At 74.3% G+C, this 6000-nt stretch carries 7 protein-coding genes; 4 read left to right on the top strand and 3 right to left on the bottom strand.

Annotated elements, in window-relative coordinates:
- Positions 1-136: 136 nt before the first annotated feature.
- On the bottom strand, positions 137-535 hold the full coding sequence (locus FS793_RS14760; RefSeq protein WP_144721657.1) for a hypothetical protein: 399 nt from the start codon (positions 533-535) through the stop codon (positions 137-139).
- Positions 536-689: 154 nt separating this feature from the next.
- Between FS793_RS14760 and FS793_RS14755 the strand changes: the two genes are divergently transcribed.
- Genes FS793_RS14755 through FS793_RS14740 form a run of 4 tightly spaced genes read left to right on the top strand, consistent with a single transcriptional unit; the run spans position 690 to position 4371 of the window.
- Complete coding sequence (locus FS793_RS14755) at positions 690-1601, top strand: ATP-binding cassette domain-containing protein (protein WP_144721655.1); 912 nt, start codon at positions 690-692, stop codon at positions 1599-1601.
- The gene (locus FS793_RS14750) at positions 1598-2458 is read left to right on the top strand and encodes an ABC transporter permease (RefSeq protein WP_144721653.1); all 861 of its coding nucleotides are present in this window, start codon (positions 1598-1600) and stop codon (positions 2456-2458) included. Before FS793_RS14755 ends, FS793_RS14750 begins: the two co-directional genes overlap by 4 nt.
- A 12-nt stretch (positions 2459-2470) precedes the next feature.
- Positions 2471-3724 (top strand): sensor histidine kinase, encoded by a 1254-nt coding sequence (locus FS793_RS14745; protein WP_144721651.1) that lies wholly within the window; start codon positions 2471-2473, stop codon positions 3722-3724.
- Positions 3721-4371: a response regulator gene (locus FS793_RS14740; protein WP_144721649.1), complete on the top strand. Its 651-nt coding sequence runs from the start codon at positions 3721-3723 to the stop codon at positions 4369-4371. Before FS793_RS14745 ends, FS793_RS14740 begins: the two co-directional genes overlap by 4 nt.
- Positions 4372-4466: 95 nt before the next feature.
- On the opposite strand, the gene FS793_RS14735 is transcribed toward FS793_RS14740, so the two are convergent.
- Complete coding sequence (locus FS793_RS14735) at positions 4467-4829, bottom strand: GntR family transcriptional regulator (protein ID WP_144721646.1); 363 nt, start codon at positions 4827-4829, stop codon at positions 4467-4469.
- Between the two features lie 49 nt (positions 4830-4878).
- Positions 4879-5781: a hypothetical protein gene (locus FS793_RS14730; RefSeq protein WP_144721644.1), complete on the bottom strand. Its 903-nt coding sequence runs from the start codon at positions 5779-5781 to the stop codon at positions 4879-4881.
- Positions 5782-6000 lie beyond the last annotated feature (219 nt).

The raw sequence follows: 6000 nt of genomic DNA, 5'->3' as shown, positions 1-6000 counted from the left end.
GCGGTCGCGTGGTCTCGTGACGCGTGCTCGCCCTTCGGGCTCGCGCGCTCCTCGACCAGCTGGAAGGAGCGCCGCCGAATCCACGGCTCAGCGGCCGGCCGGGTGGAATGCGCACCCGGCGTGCGGCTGGGCGCGGCTACGAGTACCGACCCGCCCTGCGCTGCTGCCGCATCCGCTCGGTGCGCTCGCGCATCTGGTCGCGCGAGACGTAGTTCGTGAGCTCCTTGAACGGGTCGCGACCCACGAACCGAGGCGCCTCGGCGCGCAGCGCGGCGACGGCCTTCGCGAGCTCGAAGTACTCGCCGATGCGGGTGCCGTGGCCGGGGTCGATGTGCCGCAGGCGCGCCTCGAAGCGCTCGGCGCCCTGCACGACGATGCGCCGCACGGTGCCGCGGCTCACGCCCGCGACCGACACGAGCCACAGCCCCTCGCCGAGCGGCGTCACGGTGGCCTGCGTACCCGCCGCCTGCGCGGCCGCGACGGCCTTCGCCTCGGCCTCGATCCGGGCCGCCTTCCACTCGTCGTACGTCGCCATGGCGCGAGCATGGCACCGAGCACCGACACGAGCAGCGCCGGGGTTCGGCATGCCCGGGTGCCGCCCGTCGTCCCCCCGGGGTACCACGGCGTCCGCGCCAGGTTCCTCCCCCGCGACGACGCGGGGAGGCGCCGCGTACCGGCACGGTGGATGCATGATCGTTGCAGAGCACCTCACGAAGCGCTACGGCGCGAAGGTCGCGGTCGATGACGTCGGATTCGAGGTCCGTCCGGGCCTCGTCACCGGCTTTCTCGGCCCCAATGGCGCGGGCAAGTCGACGACGATGCGCATGATCGTCGGCCTCGACCGCCCTGATTCCGGATCCGTCACCGTCTCCGGCGCCCCCTACCGCGAGCTGCGCTCGCCCCTCACCGAGGTCGGCGCGCTGCTCGACGCGAAGGCGTGGCACCCGGGCCGCACTGCCGAGCGCCACCTGCTGGGCCTCGCCGCCACGCACGGCATCGGCAAGGCCCGTGTGCGGGAGGTGCTCGAGATCACCGGTCTCGAGTCCGTCGCCCGCAAGCGCGTCGGCGGCTTCTCGCTCGGCATGGGCCAGCGGCTCGGCATCGCCTCGGCGCTGCTCGGCGACCCGCACACCCTCATCCTCGACGAGCCCGTCAACGGCCTCGACCCCGAGGGCGTCGCCTGGGTGCGCCGCCTGCTGCGCGGCCTCGCCTCCGAGGGTCGAGCCGTGCTGCTGTCGTCGCACCTCATGAGCGAGATGGCGCAGGTCGCCGACCGCGTCGTCGTGCTCGGCAAGGGCCGCGTGCTCGCCGACCAGTCGATCGACGAGATGCTCGGCGTGCAGGGCCAGCAGGTCGTGCTCGTGCGCGGCACCGGCGTCGACCGACTGGCGCACCTGCTCGCATCCGACGACGTCACCACGACGCAGATCGCCCCCGACGCCGTCGAGGTGTCGGGCGTGCCTGCGCCGCGCATCGCCGAGGTCGCCGTGGGCGCCGGCATCGGCATCGAGGAGCTCGCACCCCGCAAGGCGACGCTCGAGGAGCGCTACATGGCGCTCACGAGCGATGCCGTCGAGTACAGGACGGAGGCGGTCCGATGACCACCACGACCCCCACCACCGCCGACGCGCCCCAGGCGCGCCGCGCGACCTTCCGCGACGAGTCGCCGCACCGCGTCACCTTCGGCGGCGTCGTGCGCGCCGAGTGGATCAAGCTGACGAGCGTCCGCTCCATCGGATGGGCGATCGCGATCGCCGTCGTCATCACCGCCGGCTTCGGCGCCCTCGCGGCGTTCGCGACGCTGGCGACCGCGCCCGAGGGTGCCATCGAGCAGGGTCTCCTGTCGGACATCCCCGTCGCCGCCCTCGGCACGTCGGGCATGCTCGTGTCGCAGCTCGTCTTCGCGATCCTCGGCGTCATCGTCATCACCGGCGAGTACGGCTCCGGGCAGATCCGCTCGAGCCTCACGGCCGTGCCGCGTCGGCTGCCGGTGCTGGGCGCGAAGGCGCTCGTCGTCGGCGTCGCGACCTTCGTGGCGAGCGCCGTCTCGCTCGCGATCGGCATCGCCGCCACCATCGGCATCGCCGTCGGCTACGGCATCCCGATCGACGACATGGGCCTCGACGCATCCGTCGCGTTCACGGTGCTCGGCGGCGCGGTGTACCTCGCGCTGCTCACGGTCTTCGCGCTCGGCGTCGGCGCCCTCGTGCGCTCCGGTGCCGGCGGCATCGCGATCGCGCTCGGGGTGCTGCTCGTGCTGCCCGTCGTCGTCGGCCTCGTGCCGTTCGAGTGGGTGCAGGAGGCCTCGCCCTACCTGCTGCCGAACTCGGGCATGACGATCTCGATGCCCGGCGCCGAGGTCGGTGGCGACTTCTGGCGGGCGCTCGCCGTGACGGCCGCGTGGCCGACGGCCGCGCTGCTCGGCGCAGCGGCCGCGCTGACGAAGCGCGACGCGTAGGGTCGGAATCCCATGACGACCGCGCCCGGCACCCCCGACGTCCGCGTCGGGGGTGCCGTGGCGCTCCCCCGGCCGCCGGGGGTGCTGCGTCGGTTCACGGCCCGCCATCCGCGGCTCGTCGACTGGACCCTCGCGGTCGGCTCGCAGCTGCCGGTGCTCGTCATCGGCACGGTGCTCGCGGCCATCGACCCGACGCAGCGGCTCTCGGGGCTGCTGATGATCGCGGTGTCGCTCGTCGCCGGCGCCGCGCTGCTGCAGCGCCGCCGCTGGCCGCTGCCCGTCGTGCTCGTCATCGCGGCGCTGCTCGCGATCCCGTCGGAGGCCTCGGCGGGCGGCTTCCTCGCGATCTACGTCGCCCTGTACTCCATCGGCGCGTACGGCAAGCCCCTGCACGTGTGGATCGGCGTCGCCGCCGCGAGCATCGGCTCGCTCATCGCGACCCTCATCCTCCCCTCGATCGAGCCCATGTCGGTCGGCCCCGTCGTCTCGGTGAACCTCGTCGGCATCGCCTCCTACGTCGTCGCCGTGCTGCTCGGCACCTCGGTGCGCGGTCGCCGCGCGTACGTCGCGGCGCTCATCGCCCGCGCCGACGACATGGCCCGCGAGCGCGACAAGGAGGCCCAGCTGGCCGTCGCCGCCGAGCGCGCGCGGATCGCGCGCGAGATGCACGACGTCGTGAGCCACGGCCTCACGGTCATGGTCACGCTCGCCGAGGGATCCGCGGCGCAGGCCGCGCGCGATCCCGAGCGAGCCGCCGACACCATGCGCCGCGTCGCCGACGCCGGCCGCGACTCGCTCGCCGAGATGCGCAGGCTGCTCGGCGTGCTGCGCGAGCCCGGCGACGCCGCCGACCGCGCGCCGCAGCCGGCCGCGGGCGACCTGCACGCGCTCGTCGCGTCGTTCCGCGACGTGGGGATGCCCGTGCGGCTCACGACGTCGGGCTCGGCGATCGCCGACCAGACCCTCGCGCTCACGGTGCACCGCATCGTGCAGGAGGCGCTGACGAACGCCATGCGGCACGCGTCGGATGCGGCGCGCGTCGAGGTCGACGTGCGGCACGGCTCGGGCGTCGTGCGCGTCGAGATCGTCGACGACGGGTCGGGCGCGCCCGCCGCGACCACGGGTGCGGGCCGCGGCCTCGTCGGCATGCGCGAGCGCGTCGCCCTGTTCGCCGGCGACGTCGTCGCCGGCCCCCGCGAGCCGTCGGGCTGGCGCGTCGTCGCCACCCTCCACGAGTCCCCCACCGCCGAGCAGGAGCCCGCATGACCATCCGCATCGCCCTCGTCGACGACCAGGAGCTCGTGCGCCTCGGCTTCCGCATGGTGCTCGAGGCCGAGCCCGACGTCGAGGTCGTCGGCGAGGCCGGCGACGGCGCCGCGGGTGCGGCGCTCGCCGCACGCGGCGACGTCGACGTCGTGCTCATGGACGTGCGCATGCCCGGCGTCGACGGCATCGCCGCGACCGAGCGCATCACGGCCGCGCCGACGCATCCCAAGGTGCTCGTGCTCACGACGTTCGACCTCGACGAGTACGCCTACGCCGCGTTGCGCGCCGGCGCGAGCGGCTTCCTGCTGAAGGATGCGCGCCCCGCCGAGCTCGTCGCCGCGATCCGCGCCGTGCACGCGGGCGACGCGGCGCTCGCGCCCACGGTCACGCGGCGCATGCTCGAGCACTTCGCGACGTCCGCGCCCGTCGAGACCGACGCATCCGCCCTCGAGGTGCTCACGCCGCGCGAGCGCGAGTTCCTCGTGGCGATCGCCGAGGGCCTCACGAACGACGAGCTCGCGCGCCGCTTCGTGCTGTCGGAGTCGACGGTCAAGACCCACGTGGGCCGGCTGCTGCGCAAGCTCGACGCGCGCGACCGCGTGCAGCTCGTCATCCTCGCCTACGACCTGGGCCTCGTCGGCCGCTGACGCCCTGGCGGACTGCGTTTTGCAGGCGATTCCGCGAGCCAAGGGAGCATTCCCCTCGGCTCGGCGAATCGCCTGCGAAACGCGACCGGATCGGTTCAGGAGCGGGGCGGGTCGGTGCTGGCGACCATGCGTGCGAGGTCGGCCGGCGGGATGCCGAGGCGCGCAGCCTCGACGCGCAGCTCGGCGACGAGCTCGTGCAGGCGGGCGCCGACGGGACGCGCATCGGTGCGGATGCGCGCGCCGGCGCCGCGTCGCAGCTCGACGAGGCCGAGGTCGCGCAGCGACTGGTAGCCGCGCAGTACCGTGTGCATGTTGACGTCGAGCGCGTCGGCGAGCTCGCGCGCGGGCGGCAGCCGCTCCCCCTGTCGCAGCTCGCCCGTCTCGAACGCATCCCGCACCTGCCGCGCGATCTGCTCGTGCAGCGGCTCCGAGAGCGCGGGATCGACGACGAAGCGCATCAGCCGTGCGCGTGCTGCGGACCGCGCGACGGGAGTCGGAGCACGGTCATCACGCGCCCCCGCTCGCACGCGGCGCCGCGAAGGTCGCGACGGCCTCGTCGGGACGGTCGACGTTGACGACGACCTGCGAGCCGTCGCGTCGGGTCACGAGCACCGCGCCGCCCTCGGCGCGCAGCACCGACGTGACGCCGCCGTCGACGACGCATCCCGTGCCGCCCCACCGGCGCGGACGCACGGTGCCGGCCTCGACGTCGTCGATGTCGGCGAGCGGCACGCGCACGAGCGCGCCGGGCAGCAGCAGCGTGCGCACCGCGAGCCCCGCGCGGTCGAGGGTGACGCGCAGCATCCACGGCACGGCACCCGTGAACCACACGGCGGCGGCGAGCAGGTACCACCAGCCCATCGGTCCGCTCGTCACGGCCGTGACGACGCCGATGGCCGCGAAGCCCACGCAGCCCAAGGCGATGAGCACGGCCCGGGTCGGATCGGCCGACGTCTCCGAGAACGCGACGGCACCGGCGACGTCGAGGTCGCGCTCGACGCGGTCGCGCGGCGCGACCGTGCGCCGCACCGGCCGGCGCAGCACCATGACGACGGCACCGGCGAGCGGCGCGACGACGAGCCACGGCAGCGGCAGGTGGAGTCCCAGCACGAGCATCGTCCACGCGAGCGTCGCGGCGAACGCCTCGAGGCGTGCGGCGATGCGCGCGAGCGGCAGGATGGCGCGAGCGAGCAGCGTGATCCAGATCGCGCACATCGCGGCGCCCGTCCACCCCGGGAGCGCCCCGGGCTGCCCGTCGGGGTCGACGACGCCTGCGAAGTCGGCGACGAGCAGCACGAGCGCGGGCGCTCCGACGAGGAGGGCGACGAGCATGCGTCGCCACCACGGCGCACGTGCCGACGGCACGAGCTCGAGGGATCGGTCGTCCTCGGCGGACTCCGGGCGGGACACGGCGCACCTCCTGCACTTGTTCTAGTCGACGCTAGAACAACTGCAGCGTATCCGCCACCCTCGCCCCCAGGTCGGTTGCGTTTCGCAGGCGATTCCGCGAGCCAAGGGAGCATTCCCCTCGGCTCGGCGAATCGCCTGCGAAACGCACCATCAGCAACCGCCCCCGGGGCGTTTCGCAGGCAATCCGGGTGGGCAGAGGGAAGATGCCCCTCTGCAACC

Source organism: Agrococcus jejuensis (genome assembly GCF_007679035.1).
GTDB lineage: Bacteria > Actinomycetota > Actinomycetes > Actinomycetales > Microbacteriaceae > Agrococcus > Agrococcus jejuensis_A.
The sequence above is the reverse complement of the archived record's forward strand: the minus strand, read 5'-3'. Positions and strand labels throughout refer to the sequence as shown.

What these genes read in the sequence shown, in the direction of transcription:
- FS793_RS14760 (WP_144721657.1), bottom strand. Translation starts at nt 535, where the DNA reads ATGGCGACGTACGACGAGTGGAAGGCGGCCCGGATCGAGGCCGAGGCG.
- FS793_RS14755 (WP_144721655.1), top strand. Translation starts at nt 690, where the DNA reads ATGATCGTTGCAGAGCACCTCACGAAGCGCTACGGCGCGAAGGTCGCG.
- FS793_RS14750 (WP_144721653.1), top strand. Translation starts at nt 1,598, where the DNA reads ATGACCACCACGACCCCCACCACCGCCGACGCGCCCCAGGCGCGCCGC.
- FS793_RS14745 (WP_144721651.1), top strand. Translation starts at nt 2,471, where the DNA reads ATGACGACCGCGCCCGGCACCCCCGACGTCCGCGTCGGGGGTGCCGTG.
- FS793_RS14740 (WP_144721649.1), top strand. Translation starts at nt 3,721, where the DNA reads ATGACCATCCGCATCGCCCTCGTCGACGACCAGGAGCTCGTGCGCCTC.
- FS793_RS14735 (WP_144721646.1), bottom strand. Translation starts at nt 4,829, where the DNA reads ATGCGCTTCGTCGTCGATCCCGCGCTCTCGGAGCCGCTGCACGAGCAG.